14 protein-coding genes are annotated in these 18,568 nt (G+C 43.5%); 12 read left to right on the top strand and 2 right to left on the bottom strand.

The window, feature by feature from the left end:
• The first annotated feature begins 255 nt into the window (after nucleotides 1-255).
• Nucleotides 256-1,740, top strand: a complete 1,485-nt coding sequence (locus ACU1JV_RS02670) for an alpha-N-arabinofuranosidase (RefSeq protein WP_413986592.1) — start codon at nucleotides 256-258, stop codon at nucleotides 1,738-1,740.
• An 84-nt stretch (nucleotides 1,741-1,824) separates the two neighbouring features.
• On the opposite strand, the gene ACU1JV_RS02665 is transcribed toward ACU1JV_RS02670, so the two are convergent.
• Nucleotides 1,825-2,643 carry an AraC family transcriptional regulator gene (locus tag ACU1JV_RS02665; RefSeq protein ID WP_016822319.1) on the bottom strand — a complete coding sequence of 273 codons (819 nt, stop codon included), beginning with the start codon at nucleotides 2,641-2,643 and terminating at the stop codon, nucleotides 1,825-1,827.
• A gap of 304 nt (nucleotides 2,644-2,947) precedes the next feature.
• On the opposite strand from ACU1JV_RS02665, the gene ACU1JV_RS02660 reads away from it, so the two are divergent.
• From ACU1JV_RS02660 to ACU1JV_RS02630, 7 genes are all read left to right on the top strand, one after another.
• Nucleotides 2,948-3,136 (top strand): hypothetical protein, encoded by a 189-nt coding sequence (locus tag ACU1JV_RS02660; protein WP_413986591.1) that lies wholly within the window; start codon nucleotides 2,948-2,950, stop codon nucleotides 3,134-3,136.
• Nucleotides 3,129-3,896 carry a sugar phosphate isomerase/epimerase family protein gene (locus tag ACU1JV_RS02655; RefSeq protein ID WP_413986590.1) on the top strand — a complete coding sequence of 256 codons (768 nt, stop codon included), beginning with the start codon at nucleotides 3,129-3,131 and terminating at the stop codon, nucleotides 3,894-3,896. The genes ACU1JV_RS02660 and ACU1JV_RS02655 overlap by 8 nt, the downstream gene beginning before the upstream one ends.
• A complete protein-coding gene (locus ACU1JV_RS02650) occupies nucleotides 3,889-4,971 on the top strand; it encodes a Gfo/Idh/MocA family protein (protein ID WP_013371813.1) in 1,083 nt (360 codons plus the stop codon). Before ACU1JV_RS02655 ends, ACU1JV_RS02650 begins: the two co-directional genes overlap by 8 nt.
• Before the next feature lie 78 nt (nucleotides 4,972-5,049).
• The gene (locus ACU1JV_RS02645) at nucleotides 5,050-6,018 is read left to right on the top strand and encodes a sugar phosphate isomerase/epimerase family protein (RefSeq protein WP_013371812.1); all 969 of its coding nucleotides are present in this window, start codon (nucleotides 5,050-5,052) and stop codon (nucleotides 6,016-6,018) included.
• A gap of 19 nt (nucleotides 6,019-6,037) precedes the next feature.
• Complete coding sequence (locus ACU1JV_RS02640; RefSeq protein WP_413986589.1) at nucleotides 6,038-6,769, top strand: ThuA domain-containing protein; 732 nt, start codon at nucleotides 6,038-6,040, stop codon at nucleotides 6,767-6,769.
• 243 nt (nucleotides 6,770-7,012) lie between these two features.
• Nucleotides 7,013-7,357 carry a winged helix-turn-helix transcriptional regulator gene (locus tag ACU1JV_RS02635; RefSeq protein WP_013371810.1) on the top strand — a complete coding sequence of 115 codons (345 nt, stop codon included), beginning with the start codon at nucleotides 7,013-7,015 and terminating at the stop codon, nucleotides 7,355-7,357.
• Between the two features lie 705 nt (nucleotides 7,358-8,062).
• Nucleotides 8,063-8,830, top strand: coding sequence for a DODA-type extradiol aromatic ring-opening family dioxygenase (locus tag ACU1JV_RS02630; protein ID WP_413986588.1), 768 nt, complete (start codon nucleotides 8,063-8,065; stop codon nucleotides 8,828-8,830).
• 145 nt (nucleotides 8,831-8,975) lie between these two features.
• Here ACU1JV_RS02630 and ACU1JV_RS02625 read toward each other — a convergent pair whose 3' ends face one another.
• Nucleotides 8,976-9,692 (bottom strand): Crp/Fnr family transcriptional regulator, encoded by a 717-nt coding sequence (locus tag ACU1JV_RS02625; protein WP_014599995.1) that lies wholly within the window; start codon nucleotides 9,690-9,692, stop codon nucleotides 8,976-8,978.
• A 259-nt stretch (nucleotides 9,693-9,951) separates the two neighbouring features.
• Between ACU1JV_RS02625 and adhE the strand changes: the two genes are divergently transcribed.
• The 4 genes from adhE to ACU1JV_RS02605 all read left to right on the top strand — a co-directional run bounded on the left by adhE (nucleotide 9,952) and on the right by ACU1JV_RS02605 (nucleotide 18,417).
• On the top strand, nucleotides 9,952-12,564 hold the full coding sequence (adhE, locus tag ACU1JV_RS02620) for a bifunctional acetaldehyde-CoA/alcohol dehydrogenase (RefSeq protein ID WP_013371805.1): 2,613 nt from the start codon (nucleotides 9,952-9,954) through the stop codon (nucleotides 12,562-12,564).
• A 327-nt stretch (nucleotides 12,565-12,891) separates the two neighbouring features.
• Nucleotides 12,892-15,153, top strand: a complete 2,262-nt coding sequence (pflB, locus tag ACU1JV_RS02615) for a formate C-acetyltransferase (RefSeq protein ID WP_013371804.1) — start codon at nucleotides 12,892-12,894, stop codon at nucleotides 15,151-15,153.
• Nucleotides 15,154-15,218: 65 nt separating this feature from the next.
• Nucleotides 15,219-15,977: a pyruvate formate-lyase-activating protein gene (pflA, locus tag ACU1JV_RS02610; protein WP_413986587.1), complete on the top strand. Its 759-nt coding sequence runs from the start codon at nucleotides 15,219-15,221 to the stop codon at nucleotides 15,975-15,977.
• A gap of 217 nt (nucleotides 15,978-16,194) precedes the next feature.
• Nucleotides 16,195-18,417: a copper amine oxidase N-terminal domain-containing protein gene (locus ACU1JV_RS02605; protein ID WP_413986586.1), complete on the top strand. Its 2,223-nt coding sequence runs from the start codon at nucleotides 16,195-16,197 to the stop codon at nucleotides 18,415-18,417.
• Nucleotides 18,418-18,568: the final 151 nt, after the last annotated feature.

Here is an 18,568-nt window from a genome sequence, read left to right as displayed (position 1 = left end):
AATGGCAGACCTTTTTGGTTTGCTTGGACTTTGTTGTTAGCAATTGACAAATTGTAGACAATAAAATATATTAAACACGTAAAATGTTTTTGTTTAATTATTAATATTTATATTAATAAAAGGATTGTTAGGTGTGACAATGTGTAATATTAGAGTTCGAAAAGAGAACGGTAGTGTGAGTGTAATTTATGCGGTTATGAAAACGTAATCATTTTTGTGATACTTCAACAATTTTAATGTTTGGGAGGTTTTGTGGTGAAGGGTTCTGTTATTGTAAATACCGATTGGGAACAGGGCGTTATTAATAAAAATATTTATGGGCAATTTGCCGAGCATCTTGGACGATGCATTTATGAAGGTTTATGGGTGGGACAGGACTCTCCAATCCCTAACACTGACGGAATTCGAAATGATGTGGTGGAAGCGCTCAAACAGCTGAACATTCCTGTGCTGCGTTGGCCAGGGGGCTGTTTTGCCGATGAATATCATTGGAAAGATGGGATCGGACCGAAAGAAAACCGCAAAAGAATGGTAAATACGCACTGGGGCGGTGTGATTGAAAATAACCATTTTGGTACACATGAGTTTTTCCAATTGTGTGAGCTATTGAATGCAGAGCCGTATATCTGTGGGAATGTAGGCAGTGGTACAGTGCAGGAAATGTCGGAGTGGGTAGAGTACATGACCTTTGACGGGGAGTCCCCTATGGCTGCATGGCGTCAGGAAAACGGTCGTGAGAAACCATGGAAGCTCAAATATTTTGGAGTTGGTAACGAAAACTGGGGTTGTGGCGGTAACATGCGCCCGGAATATTATGCTGACCTGTATCGCCGCTATCAGACATATGTCCGTAATTATGGAGAGAATCGCATTTATCGAATAGCTGGTGGGGCGAATGTGGATGATTATCGTTGGACCGAAGTACTGATGCGCGAAGCCGGGCACCTTATGGACGGTTTGAGTCTACACAACTACACAATACCGGGGAGTTGGGAAGGGAAACGACGCGCAGTCGGTTTTGATGAAGCAGAATGGTTTGAGACGATGAAAAAATCATTGCACATGGATGAATTGATTACTCGCCACTCTGCCATTATGGACCAATATGATCCTGACAAACGGGTTGGGCTGATCGTCGATGAATGGGGAACTTGGTTCCTGACCGAACCAGGTACCAATCCTGGCTTCCTGTATCAGCAAAATACGATGCGGGATGCGCTGGTAGCCGGACTACACCTGCACATATTCCATAATCATCATGATCGTGTGCAGATGACGAATATTGCTCAAATGGTCAACGTTTTGCAAGCGATGGTTCTAACTGAAGGCCCTGCTATGCTGTTGACCCCGACATACCATGTATTTGAAATGTTCAAAGTGCATCAGGATGCACAAGCACTGGCTATTCATGCGAAGGTAGGCAATTATGAGTATGATGGAGACTCCATCCCACAAGTAAGTGTGTCCGCCTCTAAGGCACAAGATGGCTTTATTCATATAAGCTTATGCAATGTCCATCCGGGCGAATCGGCAAATTTGAGCCTTGAGCTAAGAGGGATCGAAGAGGTTAAGAAGATCAATGGTGTTGTCTTAGCCAGTGACGATATGCAGGCACATAATACATTTGATCAGCCAGAGCGTGTGAAAAAGGAAGCCTTTACATCTTATCAGCTGCAAGGTCAGCATTTGGATGTTACACTGCCACCGATGTCGGTTGTGATGCTGACAATCGCTCCTTAAAAAATTAGATTGTGGTATGTAAGCAGCACCCGTTAAATGATTTGTTAGAAAAAAGAGAGCGTTCAGGGGAACGCTCTCTTTTTCCTACAATTGCTCGCGGTGTATCATTCTGAATTCCTTGGGCGACATACCAAAGCGGGAACGAAATACACGGTGAAAGTATGTGTAGTTTGCAAATCCTGACGATTCGGCGGCTTGTTCCAGTGACATGGGACTGAAAATGATACGCTCCCTTGCCATGTTGAGCCTGACGTCCAGTGTGTACTGCATAATGCTCGTATCGAACGTTTCCTTAAACAGGTGTACCGCTCGGGATACGCTGATCCCGACGTGCGAAGACACGTCATCCAGCTTAAAATTAGATGATGCATTTTCTTCAATATAATTTTTTATCTGATAAGCAAGATAGTTATGATGAGTAGCAGTGGGCTGCTCGGATAGTATACGGTCAAACTCCAAACATAAAATGCGTATGTAATAGCTTGATATTTCCGGGTAAGGATTAGAAATACGTCGCTGCTCCAACACGAGCTGACGAAATAGGCCAAGCAGGGCTTCTGTGAGCTGAACCTTAATTCGGTTGGGACGTTTGTGATGATTCCACCACTCATCTACCCAGGGGCCACCGAAAAAAATGTGATAATCCCCACTTTCTACAACCTGCTCTCCCATGGGGTTCAACTCACTGTGAATATCCAGTTCATAAGGCTCGGTCGGATTGAACAGCAGCAGATCACCTGCCTCAATCCGTGTCATTTTCCCGTCAATGCGTGCTTGACAGCGTCCATCTGTTTGCAGACGGAATAAATAATTTTTGATTCCATCAGGCTGGTTCGAATAAAAGGGCTTACGGTGGAAGGAATAGCCTGCGGTAAGAACCTGGCAAGGCTCAATGATAGACATGATGATGACTCCTTTTGGGCATATGGCTGTTTCAAATATTGACCAGATTGTTCATGTTTTAATCATATTATTCATTTTAAACGAAAGCAAAATAGAATACCATGTGAACTGTAAAGCTTACATGTTAGATGAGAAAGTACATATTAGAGGCCAAGGAGTGTGAAGACGTAAAACGAATAAGGCCGGGATTATCAGCTGTGGTAACACTAGCTTGGTATATCTTTAAATTCTCCAAACCAACCCGCCCTTTGAAGTAGTTGCCCATGATCTACTGGATAAGAGGGCCAAGGAGAGGGCCGATAAATTGAATGTTGAAAACGTATACAAAGTGGATGAATTGCTTCACCAGCCTGAGATGGAGCTTGCATTTTATCTGCCAGTGCCTGGCAGCCATGCACGGCAGATGTGCGGATACCAAAGGCGGGCAAGTATGTGTAATGGAACAGATATAACGAAAATTCATCCTAACGAAGAGGTGAAGGGGATTGACTAAAGTAGGATTACAATTATACACAGTTAGGGAAGAGCTTGAACAGGATCTTGAAGGCACATTGCGCAAGGTAGCTGAGCTGGGCTATAAAGGGGTTGAGTTTCATAGCTTCTTTGGGCGTAGTGCCAAGGATGTCAGGGCGCTTTTGGATGAACTAAATCTGGAAGTTGTCGGAACTCATATACAATACAGCCGCTTGCTGCATCATTTGGATGAGGAAATTGCATATCACAAAGAATTGGGCAACAAGTACCTCATTGTTCCTTATTTAACCGAAGAAGAGCGGGAGTGGGATGACCTTTTTGTTAATCTGAATCGTATTGGTAAAAAAGTAAAGGAGCATGGGTTGATACTGGCTTATCACAATCATGATTTTGAGCTAACAGAGAAAATCAATGATCGCCCGGTATTCGATGCTTTATATGATGCGGTTCCCGATGATTTGTTACAGGTCGAAATGGATACTTGTTGGGTATACTATGGGGGCTATGATCCAGTGGAATACATCGGACGATATCGTGGACGCCTGCCTATCATTCACTTAAAGGATATGGCACGCGACGAGCAGCAAAAAGCAGTTACTGTAGAGTTAGGCCAAGGAGAAGTGCAGCTTCAGACCATTACAGATGCCGCTATTGAAGCAGGTGTGGATTGGGTTGTTGTGGAACAAGATTTCAGCTCAAATCCTCCAATCGAAAGCATTGAAACCAGTATGAAGTGGCTCCAACAATACGCAGCTCAGGGAGGAAATATTCATGTCTAAAACACTCAAGATCGGGATTATCGGTTGTGGGGGCATTGCTAACGGTAAACACTTGCCGAGTCTTGCCAAGCAAAAGAGAGCAGAAATCATTGCTTTCTGTGACATTATACAGGAACGTGCTGAAGAGGCTGCTGAAAAGTATGGTGCTGAAGGATCGCAAGTTTATAGCGACTATCGTCAGCTGCTAGAAAATAAAGACATTGAAGTTGTGCATGTATGTACCCCTAACGACTCGCACTCAGAAATTACGGTAGCGGCCCTTGAGGCAGGTAAGCATGTATTATGTGAAAAGCCAATGGCTAAAACTGCTGAGCAGGCACGGGAAATGCTTGATGCGGCCAACCGTACAGGCAAAAAGCTATCCATTGCTTATCAAAATCGTTATCGTGATGACAGTCTGTATCTGAAGCAATTGGTCGAGCAAGGAGAGCTTGGTGAGATTTATCTTGGTAAAGCCATTGCTCTACGCCGCCGTGCGGTTCCCACCTGGGGAGTGTTTTTGGATGAAGAGAAACAGGGTGGTGGCCCGCTGATTGATATCGGCACACACGCACTTGATTTGACACTCTGGCTGATGGATAATTACAAGCCTAAAAGTGTACTAGGTTCAACCTTCCATAAGCTGGGAGATCGAAAAAATGCAGCAAATGCTTTTGGACCGTGGAATCCTGATGAATTTAAAGTAGAGGACTCAGCTTTTGGATTCATCACCATGCAAAATGGAGCCACAATTGTATTGGAATCCAGCTGGGCATTAAATGTTGTAGAGTTTGGTGAAGCCAAGACGTTGTTATGCGGTACCGAAGGCGGAGCAGATATGCAGGATGGGTTGCGTATTAACGGAGAAAAGAACAGCCGCTTGTTTGACACGAAAATAGATCTGGATGCAGGAGGAGTGGCCTTTTACTCCGGTGAAACGGAAAATGAGGCAGACCGTGAAGCCCGTCTGTGGATTGAATCTATTCTGGACGACAAAGAACTCCTTGTGAAGCCGGAGCAGGCCCTGGTGGTTACTGAAATTTTGGAAGCCATCTATGAATCGGCCCGTACAGGAAAAGCAGTTTATTTTGACTAAGCCTTGTAATGATCCCGAATAGACAATCACTATAATGAAAGCAGCTTTTTTCACATATGATACAGGGAGGGATTTCTTTTGAAACTTGGAGTATTTATGGTGTTGTTCGGTGGACGTTCATTGGAGGAGGCGCTGGATTATGTGGCTTCTCAGGGACTGGATGCTGTAGAAATCGGAACAGGTGGCAACCCGGGAGATAAGCATTGCAAGCCTGATGAGTTGCTAGAGAACGATACGGCGCTCAAAAATTTTAAAAAGGCAGTAGAATCCCGGGGATTAACGATTAGCGCGCTTAGCTGTCATGGTAATCCGCTTCATCCACAAAAGCATTTGGCACAGGCAGATCATGACACATTTCTTAAAACCGTCCGATTAGCAGAAAAGCTGGAAGTTCCTGTTGTGAACACTTTCTCAGGCTGTCCAGGTGATCACGAGGATGCGAAGTATCCAAACTGGCCTGTGGCTCCGTGGCCTAATGATTTTCAGGAAGTGCTGAAGTGGCAATGGGAGAATAAAATTATTCCTTACTGGACTGAAACGGGTAAATTTGCAGCAGATCACCATGTTAAAATAGGGCTGGAGTTACATGGGGGCTTCTCCGTTCATACACCAGCAACCTTGCTTCGTTTGCGTGAAGCGGCAGGAGAGGTCATTGGTGCTAATCTGGATCCAAGCCATATGTGGTGGCAGGGAATTGATCCCGTACAGGCGGTTCAAATTTTAGGCCGAGAGGGAGCCATTCACCATTTCCATGCCAAGGATACGACGATTGATCCGATCAATGTTAATAAATACGGACTTACCGATATGCAGGAGTATACAAATATGTTAGATCGAGCATGGCAGTTCCGTACTGTGGGCTATGGTCATGATGTAAAAACCTGGGCAGATATTATCAGTGCTCTGCGTCTGGTTGGATACGATTATGTAGTAAGTATTGAGCATGAAGACGGTCTGATGTCCGTGGAAGAAGGCTTTACTAAAGCTGTCCATAATCTTCGCCAGGTCCTGATTGAAGAACCGCTGAGCGAGATGTGGTGGGTCTAACCTAATAGGGGGAACTGTGATGATTAACGTCACCATTTGGAATGAATTTTTGAACGAAAAGTTAAATGAAGAAGCCAAACGGATTTATCCTAACGGCATACACCAAGCATTGGCTGACGGCTTGGCAGATGAAGGTTTTGCCATTCGAACAGCTACTTTGTGTGATAATACCGAACATGGTTTGGAAGAAGAAATCCTCAATTCCACAGATGTGCTGCTGTGGTGGGGACATAAAGCCCACGATCAGGTGAGCGATGAAGTTACAGCGCGTGTCGTCAAGCTTGTGCAGGAAGGAATGGGCCTCATCGTATTGCACTCAGGCCATTTCGCCAAGCCATTTAAAGCTCTGATGGGCACCAGTTGTGATTTAAAATGGAGAGTTGCAGGCGAGCAGGAGATTATTTGGTCAGTAAATCCGTCACATCCCATTGCGGAAGGAATAGACGCCAAAATTCTCTTAGAGCAGGAAGAGATGTATGGCGAGTTCTTTGATATTCCTGCGCCGGATGAACTAGTCTTTATCAGTAACTTTGAAGGCGGCGAAGTATTTAGAACTGGATGCACCTTCCATCGAGGCAGTGGTAAAATATTTTATTTCCGACCAGGGCATGAGACCTATCCGACGTATTACCAGCCTGATATTTTGAAGGTCATTGCTAACAGCATCCGTTGGGCTTCACCGACAAACAATAAAAAACCAGTATATGGTAGAAGTGAACCGGTAAGGCCGCTTGGTGGAGTGTTGGTATAGTTACAATTATCACATATTGATGAATTATATAAATAACAGGTTTACAGGCGGAACCTCTGGGGATTCCGCCTTTTTGTATTTAACGAATTAGACATATACCTGCTGCATTGGTTTGTTGTATAATCAGTTTTGGTCATGGCAACTTTATCAGCACAGGTATTAAATTTAAGAAAGTGTTTTCTTTCGGGATAAAGTATGCTAAAATGATATATACTAACAAAAGGAAAGCTTTATCAAACCGAAATGCAAAAGAAGGTGAAAAATTTGGAGAGTCAACCGCAATTTACAAAAATGTGTCCGCGTTTTGAAACCGCCTTTTCATGTCTGGGTAAGCGCTGGAATGGATTGATTATTCAATCCATGATGAGCGGTCCCAAGCGGTTTAAGGATATTTCCAATCTGATTCCCACAATGAGTGACAAAATGTTATCAGAGCGGATGAAGGATCTGGAAAATGAAGGGATTCTTACACGCCATGTATATCCGGAAACTCCTGTCCGCATTGAATATGAGCTAACCACTAAAGGTCGTGCACTTCAGCCGGTTATGGAGCAGATTCAATTTTGGGCTGAGGAATGGATTAGATGATCACCAAACTCATTAAGTGTTTCTCATAGCAAAACAGCCTCTTCCTAGGAAAAGGCTGTTTTTTTATTTTGTGGTAGGCAGTACGGCTTAATAGCTTTTAGCGCGCCCTGCTACTGAGAATACTCCGGCTTTTGTACGGCGAGGGACACGGGATTGAATATCCAGGGCGGCTGAACGAAATGTGCCTAAGCACGAGTGGCAAAGTCTTCCTGCATAAATGGGAGAACGGCAGGACTCGCAAGGATAATCAAGCTGACTGTATGTGGAGGGAAATTTGCCTGCTCTTACCCACTCTGTGAGCAAATCCATAGGTGTGCCAGTCACATCACTGAGTTGGTGGGTATGAGTAGAAGGATGCTTCCATAGATAGTTAGAACAGCGGTCAAAGAATATATTTTCTTCTTGAATACAAGTATTACACAGGTTTCTAAGATTTTGACGGAAAACGGAACCGCATTTTGGGCAATTCGAAGTATGTATCTCCATAGAAACCAGTCCTTTGTATCGGGATATAATAATATTTTTAAATTTATTAGTTACATATTACTATGACTTTATACCTATATCAATCTTTATTTAAAGAATTGCTGATCTTTAAGTATATGCTGGCATCTATATTGACATTACTATATTACTTATGTATTATTGCTTACATAAAGTTACCAAGTGAATAAAATAAATTGTTTGCGATAACGGGATTTTTTAATGGTACCATCTTTATTTTTAGCCCACGGATCACCTATGCTTGCTATTGAACAGACGGACTACACTGCATTTCTAGAGCAGTTGGGGAAAAGCGTTCACCCTAAGGCGATTGTTATCTTTACAGCTCACTGGGAGACGCAAGTGTTAACGATTAGTTCAATGGATGACATATACGATACAATTTATGATTTTGGAGGCTTCCCACCCGAACTGTACGAAATGAAGTATCCAGCACATGGTTCTGTTGAACTAGCTAATAAGTTGAAAAAGTTATATGAACAAAAGGGCATCGATGTACAAACTGATCGGGTGAGGGGACTGGATCATGGTTCCTGGACATTGTTGCATCGTATGTATCCTGAGGCAGACATTCCGGTAGTTCAGATTTCCGTAAATCCGTACCTCTCGCCCAAAGCACAATTTGCCATTGGTGAGGTGTTGCGTGAGTTGGGAGAACAAGATATTCTGGTCATTGGCAGTGGCGTGACTGTCCATAATCTGCGTATTGTCAAATGGGGAGAAACGAAAACGGAGCCTTGGGCAATTGATTTTGATGACTGGATTATCGAAAAAGTGCAAAGCGGAGATATAGAAGCTTTGGATCACTATGAAAGCGAAGCGCCATATGCTCGTCAGGCCGTACCTAGAGCAGAACACTTTGTACCGTTGTTTATTGCAATGGGTAGTGGCAATCCTGCAAACAAAGCTAAGGTCATCCATAGAAGCTATGAGATGGGAAATTTAAGTTATCTATGCTTTCAGTTTTAAAGCGTGTAGGGCAGAAGAAGGTCGAGTTATGTGCTTTGTTACTGTCCCGTCCGTTCTCTAAAAAATGGGGAGTGGAATAAAATTAGGGAGTGTTATAAGCTAATAATGGCTTACAGCACTCCCTTTTACATTAAAAAACAATTTATTATATCCGGCAAATCTCACGTGGGCACAATTCACAATGACATACACCTTGCAGCATTTCCAAATCCTTGACAACAATCATACCATTATCGTATTCTACTGCATTTTTCTTACGCAGATCACTGAGCATCCGATTTACGCTTTCCCGGGTAGCACCGATCATATTTGATAAGTCAGTATGAGTAATCTTTTTATGAATCAGGATATAGTCGCCGTGAGGCTCACCATAGGTGTTGCATAGTCGGATGAGTGTGGAACATAGAGCGCCAGGCTTGCCGTACATCATCAAATCGCGGAACTTGGTCTGAGTAATGCGATGATGCGATCCCATCCATTTCATAAAGTCAATCGCAAAATCACAATGCTGGCAAATAAGCAGCTCCAGATCTGTATGATCGATTACGCCAATATCACTGTCCTCTAGAACTTCAGCAGAAAAGGAATGCTTGGTACCGAAGAAAGGATCAGCTTGACCAACAAGATCGCCGCTTTGATACATATATAGAATAAGTTCCTTGCCCTCATCCGTTGTTTTGGTTACTTTTACGCGACCGCGCTTAATATAAAACAGCTTATCCGCTGTATCTCCTTCCCAGAACAGATGCGAACTTTCTGGCATGACTCGATCTTTCATCATCACTTGCAGCCGGTTGAAGCTGGCCTCCGAGAAGCAACAGGTGTTGCCGCGGGCTTCCATTACATTTGTAGGGTTTCTCATCGTCCATTTCCCCTTTGTATCCTATGTTATTTTATCTGCAACTTGATCAATTCAAATTCATTATATACCTGTGCAATGAGTTTTTGGGGCAAGAAGAGGGGGTAAAAGTGGCAGAATTCCAAACTTTGTGATTTAATTCACTTCATAAAATAAAATTTTAAATAGATTGTGAAAAAAATCACAAAATATCTTGAAAAGCTGTGTTACGATCAGTGCGTGAACAAGAGATAGTACACGAGATAACAGGAGGATGAGGGAAATGGCTGTTAAAAACGAGGTTATCCAAAAAGAGCAAAGCGCAGAGCAGTATATTCAAACGCTGATTGACCGGGCGAACCGGGCACAGCAAGCTTTCATGAGTATGAATCAGGAGCAGATTGACGGAATCGTACAAGCTATGGCACTCGCAGGGATGGATAAGCACATGCACCTAGCGAAGTTGGCTGTTGAAGAAACAGGACGCGGTGTGTACGAGGACAAAATCACCAAAAACATGTTTGCAACAGAATATATCTATCACAGCATCAAAAATGAGAAGACCGTTGGTGTCATTGAAGATAATGATTTCGATAGCTTCCAAAAGATTGCAGAGCCAGTCGGTATCATCATGGGGATTACTCCAGTAACAAACCCGACTTCGACTACGATGTTCAAAGCGTTAATTGCCATTAAAACACGTAACCCAATCATTTTCGGCTTCCATCCATCTGCTCAATCGTGTAGTGCGGAAGCAGCCCGCGTATTGCTTGAAGCAGCTGTTAAACATGGTGCTCCAGCGGATTGCATCCAATGGATTGAAGCACCTTCGATGGATAAAACAAATGTACTGATGAACCACCCTGATGTGGCATTGATTTTGGCAACTGGCGGATCAGGCATGGTTAAGGCAGCTTATAGCTGTGGTAAACCTGCACTTGGCGTAGGTCCTGGTAACGTACCTTGCTTTATTGAAAAAACAGCCGATATCAAACAGGCCGTGAACGACCTTATCCTTTCTAAATCTTTTGATAACGGTATGATTTGTGCTTCGGAACAAGCCGTAATTATCGAAGAGCCTATCTTCGAGCAAGTGAAGAAATTGATGATTGCTAATGGTTGCTACTTTGTAAATAAAGAAGAAGCAGCTAAGCTCACTCAAGGGGCTATGAATGTAGAAAAATGTGCAGTGAACCCGGCCATCGTCGGACAGTCTGCTGTAAAAATAGCTGAAATGAGCGGCATTACAGTACCGGCAGGAACAAAAATTTTGGTCGCTGAAATTGAAGGAGTAGGAACCAAATTCCCATTATCTGCGGAAAAATTGAGTCCGGTATTGGCTTGCTACAAAGTGAAAAATGCAGAGCAAGGTATCCAACGTGCTGCTGAAGTTGTAGAGTTCGGCGGTATGGGTCACTCGTCAGCTATCCATTCGCAAGATGAGGACGTTATCGCTCGCTTTGCAAACCGTTTGCAAACAGGTCGTATCATTGTAAATGCACCTTCCACACATGGTGCAATCGGTGATATTTACAACACCAACCTTCCTTCGTTGACACTTGGTTGCGGTTCGTACGGTCGTAACTCGACTTCGTCGAACGTATCTGCAGTTAACTTGATTAATGTGAAAAGGGTGGCGAAACGGACGGTGAATATGCAATGGTTCAAAGTACCTTCCAAAATTTATTTTGAGAAAAATTCGACACAGTATCTTGCTAAAATGCCTGATATCACACGTGTAGCCATTATCACTGACCCTATGATGGTGAAACTCGGATATGTGGACCGCGTCATTCATTATTTGCACCAGCGCCAAACACCAGTTGCGATTGAAGTGTTCTCTGAAGTTGAGCCAGATCCATCGACAGTTACGGTAGAGCGTGGTACTGAAATGATGAGACGTTTCCAACCGGATTGCATCATCGCACTCGGCGGCGGTTCGCCAATGGATGCTGCTAAAGGCATGTGGATGTTCTATGAATATCCGGATACTGATTTCAATAACTTGAAGCAAAAATTCATGGATATTCGTAAACGGATTTACAAGTACCCACGTCTGGGTCAAAAAGCACAATTTGTAGCTATCCCTACAACCTCGGGTACAGGTTCGGAAGTCACATCGTTTGCAGTAATTACAGACAAAAACCTGGGCAACACGAAGTATCCGCTGGCTGACTATGAGTTGACTCCTGATGTGGCAATTATTGACCCTGTGTTTGTATATTCGCTGCCTAAAACAGCTGTAGCCGATACAGGTATGGACGTTCTGACACATGCTATCGAGGCTTACGTGTCTGTAATGGCCAATGATTACACAGATGGTCTGGCAATTAAAGCCATTCAACTGGTATTCCAATACCTGGAGCAATCGGCTCTGATCGGCGACAAGTTGGCTCGCGAAAAAATGCATAATGCTTCTACACTTGCAGGTATGGCGTTTGCTAATGCATTCTTGGGTATTAACCACAGTCTTGCACATAAATGGGGCGGACAATACCATACGGCGCATGGCCGCACGAATGCTATCTTGCTGCCGCACGTTATTCGCTACAATGCGAAAAAACCGACAAAATTTGCTTCGTTCCCTAAATATTCGCACTTTGTTGCAGATGAGCGCTATGCAGAAATTGCACGCATACTGGGACTGCCTGCACGTACCACTGAAGAAGGGGTTAACAGCTTAATTGACGCGATCCGTAAGTTGAACAAAACACTCGGTATCGAGGAATCGTTCCAACAACTCGGATTCGATCCAAAAGACTTTGAATCACGTGTAGATTATCTGGCTGACCGCGCTTTTGAGGATCAATGTACAACTGCAAATCCAAAGCTGCCGCTGGTTACTGAATTGGCTGATGTATACCGCAATGCCTTCTACGGACGCTTTGATCAATAATATAATAGTATGAAGAGGCTTGTAACAAAGCATTTTCCTATACAATACCAATGCAGGCTCTCTATATAGAGGGCCTCTTGGTTTGGGAAGGGAGGTGAGCGGCGAGGCTGAAGGTATAGGCGTGAAGCTAGGGAAAATAAAGTGACATAAATCACTCGTATTGTGATTTATGTCACATACTACACTCTATCATTATTCTACAATAAGAGTGTAAGAAAGGTCCCGACACTGAGCGTAAGGCATCGGTGAAAAGGCCGGGCTCAAGAAATAGTTTAAACGTGAAAAAAATCACAAGTCCGGAAGACCAAACAATTTGGAGGGATTTACATGTCGGTGATTGAGAGAGAATTACAAGAGCAACAATCTGGCTGGAGAGGTTTTAAAAAAGGAAAATGGACTAGAGAAGTTAACGTCAACGATTTTATTGAAACCAATATCTCACCTTATGTTGGCAATGAAGAATTTTTGGTTGGTCCTACCGCCAATACAACTGCATTGTGGGAAATTGTATCTGATCTTACTAAAAAAGAGTTGGCAAACGGCGGCGTGCTTGATGTAGACGTAAATACGCCATCCACCATTATTTCACATAAACCGGGCTATTTGGACCGGGACAAAGAACAAATTGTCGGTGTACAAACAGATGCTCCATTCAAACGTTCTTTGCAGCCGTTTGGTGGAATTCGGATGATGATCGACGCTTGCAAAGCCTATGGTTTTGAAGTGCCACAAAGCATTGTTGACATTTTCACTCATATTCGTAAAACACACAACCAAGGTGTATTTGACGCTTATACAGATGAAATGAGAGCAGCTCGTAAAGCTGGTATCATTACTGGTTTGCCAGATGCATATGGTCGTGGTCGTATAATCGGTGACTATCGTCGCGTAGCTCTGTATGGTGCAGACTTCTTGATCCAAGATAAAAAACTTCAATTGAAAAGCCTTGAAGTTGATTCCATGGAAGAAGACGTAATCCGTCTACGTGAAGAAATTTCTGAACAAATTCGTGCTTTGAATGAATTGAAACAAATGGCTGCTGAGCACGGTTTTGATATTTCTAAACCAGCTAACAATGCAAAAGAAGCTTTCCAATGGGTATATTTTGGATATCTCGCAGCGATTAAAGAACAAAATGGTGCAGCAATGTCCTTGGGACGTGTATCTTCATTCCTTGATATCTATACTCAACGTGATCTTGAGGAAGGTACGATGAACGAAGAACAAGCTCAGGAACTGGTCGATCATTTTGTTATGAAACTGCGTATTGTTAAGTTCCTGCGTACACCTGACTACAACGAACTGTTCAGTGGTGACCCAACTTGGGTAACAGAATCCATTGGTGGTATGTCTGTCACTGGAGAAACTCGTGTTACCAAAAACAGCTTCCGCTTCTTGCACACACTGTACAACTTAGGACCTGCTCCAGAGCCTAACTTGACTGTACTGTGGTCAGAAAAACTGCCTGAGGGCTTTAAAAAATATTGTGCAAAAGTTTCTATTGAAACTAGCTCCATTCAATATGAAAATGACGATTTGATGCGTCCAATCTACGGCGATGATTATGGTATTGCTTGTTGTGTATCCGCCATGAGAATTGGTAAACAAATGCAATTCTTTGGTGCTCGTGCCAACTTGGCAAAAGCTCTGCTGTATGCCATTAACGGTGGTAAGGATGAAAAATCCGGCGTTCAAGTAGGACCTGAGTTCCCAGCCATTACAAGCGAAGTGCTGGATTACGAAGAAGTGTTGAGCCGTTTCAAACCTATGATGGAATGGCTGGCAAAACTGTACATGAACACTTTGAATGTTATTCACTATATGCATGATAAATATAGCTACGAACGCATTGAAATGGCGTTGCATGACCGTGATATTCTGCGTACCATGGCTTGTGGTATTGCGGGTCTGTCAGTTGCTACCGACTCCTTGAGCGCCATTAAATATGCAAAAGTTAAACCAATTCGTAACGAAAAAGGAATTGCTGTTGACTTTGAAATCGAAGGCGAATACCCTTGCTACGGTAACAACGATGACCGCGTAGATACTATCGCTGTAGAACTGGTAGAAAGCTTCATGAGCATGATCCGCAAACATAAAGCTTATCGTAATGCGGTTCCTACTCAATCAGTACTGACTATTACTTCCAACGTGGTATATGGTAAGAAAACAGGTACAACACCTGATGGACGTAAAGCAGGCGAACCGTTCGCACCAGGTGCAAACCCGATGCATGGTCGTGATAAAAAAGGTGCTCTGGCATCTCTGAGTTCCGTAGCCAAATTGCCTTATGAACACAGCTTAGATGGTATTTCGAATACCTTCTCTATCGTGCCTAAAGCACTGGGTAAAGAAGAAGAAACACGCAAAACAAACCTTGTTTCGATGATGGATGGCTATTTTGGAAGCCACGCACATCATCTGAATGTCAATGTGTTTGCTCGTGAACAACTTTTGGATGCAATGGAGCACCCAGAAAACTATCCACAACTTACGATTCGTGTTTCCGGCTATGCCGTTAACTTTATCAAGCTGACTCGTGAGCAACAATTGGATGTTATTAACCGTACTTTCCACGGTACAATGTAAATAAGTTTTATGTATCAAATAATACACTGACGCACGCATAGCGGATGCGGGAAGGATGATGCAACATGTTGAAAGGTCACATACACTCATTGGAAACCTTCGGGACCGTCGATGGTCCCGGCATCCGCTTCGTGCTCTTTATGCAAGGATGCTTGTTAAAATGTCAATATTGCCATAATCCGGACACTTGGGCCTTGAATGAAGGTAATCCGATGACGCTAGAAGAAGTATTGGCTGAGATTGAGCCGTATTTAGCCTATTACCGCTCTTCGGGAGGCGGATTAACCGTATCTGGTGGAGAACCGACACTGCAAGCTCATTTTGTAGCAGAGCTGTTCAGGGAAGTGAAGCGTCGCTGGAATTTGCATACGACATTGGACAGTAACGGCTTTAATGATGCAGGTCGTATCCATGATCTGCTGGACGTAACGGATTTGGTGTTACTGGATATTAAGCACATCGATAACGACAAGCATATTAAGCTTACAGGCAAGTCTAACGACCGTATGTTAAGTACGGCCCGATGGTTGTCTGAGCAAGGGCGCAAGATGTGGATTAGACATGTATTTGTACCGGGTATTCATGATGACGAGCAAGATCTACTAAATTTGGGACGGTTCATTGGAACGTTGAACGGAGTCGAAAAATTCGAAATTTTACCTTACCATCAAATGGGTGTTTACAAATGGGAAATGCTCGGTAAGGCGTATCCGCTGGAGGGAGTTCCGTCCCCTACAGATGAAGAAGTTCAACGCGCTTATCGACTCATTGAAGAGGGTCGTCTGGAGACTGCAGGAACGAATACTGCCTGTCGTCCATCATAATGTAAATAGATCAGAACTACTTTCAGGTTGTGAAGCCGCCGCCACATCAGATCAGATGGACGGCGGTTTTTTGTTGTTGAATTTTTGCAGTCACAGGAGAAAGTTCCCTTTTTTTCATGATCGTCAAAATTTCCTGAAACTTTTTAGCAACTGGCGCGTCTAATAGTATGACTTTTCACGGGAATGATAATAATTTGGGGATAGAAGGAGACAGACAATGAATTTCAAGAAATGGACCATGCTCACCGCTCTGGCGGTAGCTCAGGTGGCTGCGGTAGCCCCTGTAGGAGCAGAAGCAGCATCAACAACCGTTCAATCCACCGATTCGGTTAGCGCACAGCAGGCTCAGACCAATGTTGCTGATTCCGGCGTTCAGAATAGTATCGGAGATCAAGATGGAACAAGCACACAAAATAATACGGTAACACCTAATAACACAGGTGTATCCAATGATCCATTGACTGGTCTGCCTACAGATACTACTAACGGATCGAACGTAACCAATGATGTATACGGTGGAGACGGAACGATTACCAATCCTGGTGGAGCTCCAACATCCATGAATGCGAATCAACTGATTTTGTATTTGAACAGTGCTAAAATGGAACAAAACGGACAGGTATATACAGCAACTCAGCCGATGACAGTCAAAGACGGAGTTTCCTATGTAGCTATCCGTTCTCTTGTCAGTCGTGTCGGATTGCAGTTTAGCTATGACACTGCCACTAAAGAAACCGTAATCACCCAAGGAACAAATGTTCTGCGCTTCAAAACAGACAGCAAGGTTTATACGGTTAATGGTGAAGCTAGACAAATGAAGGGGCCGGCTTTCCAGCAAAAGAACGTATTTATGGTGCCGTTGACCTCGATTACACAGGCCTTAAATATTCCTTATACCGTGAATAATACAACTAAACAAGTTATCATGGATTTGAATCAGAAACCAAAAGCTTCTTTTACGGTTCAGCAAAAGGATATCTACGCGGGTGAAACCCAAGTTACGTATTTGACCAAGGAATCTTCTCCTACAGGTCTTCCGATTGTAAATCAACGTTGGGAAGGGAAGCAGGACGTATTTCAGGAGCCGGGTACATATGTAGTTACCTATTCCGTTCTTGACTCTGCTGGGAACTGGAGTGATCCTTACTCAGTAACAATTACAGTAAGACCACCAAACCAGCCGCCAGTGGCTCTGTTTACAACGGATAAAAAAGAATACAAGATGGGTGAAAAAATCACTATTACCGACCTGAGTACTGATGATGAGAATGCTATTACTAAGCGCGATTGGGTGAATAAAAAACTTGCTTTCTTCCAACCAGGAGATGTAACAATTACCCTGACCGTGACTGATAAGCACGGCTTAACAAATGAAAAAAGTGAAACAATTAAAATTACGAATGAACTGCTATACAACGAAGATGATTTCAACAAAATTTTCACGCCATATGGCGATAAATACAGTGTAGATGGCAGCCAAGTGCCTACTATGGCCACTATTCCGGTGACAAGCACTTCTTCACCACGTCTTCTGATTCGTGCTAACAGCCCAGAGCGTGTGTTCCAGGATGGTATCGTGTATCAGGAAACCGGCTCAGGCAGCACACGCATACTCGTCCATCATGTTAACGAAACAGGTCGAGATGTGAAGATGTACGTGATTGCGACGAACAACAATCTTGCTCCAACCAACATAAATGTTGAAAATTCCGGTTTTGCTGGACCATCTGAATTTGCCACAGCTGCGGGTAAAGTTTCGATTCAACGGTATTTTCAATCTATGCTGGACGGAAGCAAACGTTCCAGCACGGTTCTGAACCCAGGCGAAAGCCGTGTTATTTTGGAAGATTTGAACGCGCAAAAAATCAAGCAAAAACAAGTTATTTCTTTGTTATCTGATTTGTATACGGATCAACCTATTCAATATACGGTGGTTGTGCTGGATGCAAATGTAGATCCGTTGACTGCGTTGCCTACTCTGGCAAAACTGCCTAAGGACGGTATTCATAACCGTGGAACGTACGCAAATTCGGATATTTCACTCAATTATACCGAAGAGGTTGGTAAAACAGCTCAACGTATCGTTCTTGGTGATAATAAGGTAGACCCGAACCTGATTGGTACCGACGGTCTGGACGGTTCTTCTGCTTCCAATGCCGGTAACTTTGGTGTTGTATATAAGGTTAAGTTGGACCATGTAGCGCCATATTCACTGATTACGTTTAACCCGCGGGGAGGCGAATATTCCGGCTATGCGATGGTTAACAATCAGGTTGTGGGTATACCGACAAATGGTTCTGTATGGGCTCCGAATGAAATGAGTGTACTGTATCGCACAGGTCATATCGAAGAGAGTGTAGAGATGTATTTCACTGCAGCTGCTGGTAGTAATCTGCCAGTTTCCGTAGTAGTTATGCCTTTACCAGCTATTAAAAATTAATTTGAAATAACCGGTGCTGTTTACCGGCTTAGACCACTTGAGTCTCATCATTCACCGTTTTAAAAGTCGATGTCACTTACAGAATATAGGCGTTCTCCCGTTGCGAACTTGGTTGCAGCACTGGAGAACGTCTTTTTCTTATGAGTAGCAC

This window comes from Paenibacillus sp. T2-29, assembly GCF_052921365.1.
Note: the sequence above shows the minus strand (reverse complement) of the source record. Positions and strands in the feature narration are given on the sequence as shown.